Source organism: Helicobacter sp. (genome assembly GCF_022511165.1).
Classification (GTDB): domain Bacteria; phylum Campylobacterota; class Campylobacteria; order Campylobacterales; family Helicobacteraceae; genus Helicobacter_C.
In genome coordinates, this window is sequence record NZ_JAFLSB010000010.1 from 1 (window position 1) to 234 (window position 234).

At 40.6% G+C, this 234-nt stretch carries 1 protein-coding gene; it reads right to left on the reverse strand.

Annotation, left to right across the window (positions count from 1 at the left end; genetic code table 11):
• On the reverse strand, nucleotides 1-201 hold a 201-nt coding region (locus J1E28_RS02420; RefSeq protein ID WP_291026352.1), incomplete at its 3' end, for an FdtA/QdtA family cupin domain-containing protein.
• Nucleotides 202-234 lie beyond the last annotated feature (33 nt).

Sequence of the window (234 nt, forward strand, 5' to 3'; positions counted from 1 at the left end):
AAATTCACAAGAGCCCGCTAGGCAAAGCATTAGCTGCTCTAAATTCGTATGAGCGTGTCCGCCTCTATCAAACTTTGGCGAAGTATCAAAGATATAATACACTCTTTTAATCTCAAAAGGCAAATTCTTTCCTCCCTCTAGTGCTATGAGTTTGCCTCTTTCATCTGCTATTGCTTTGAGTTTCATTATTTGATAATTCATAGCTATGCCGCGTAGGGCAGACTATGTGTTGGG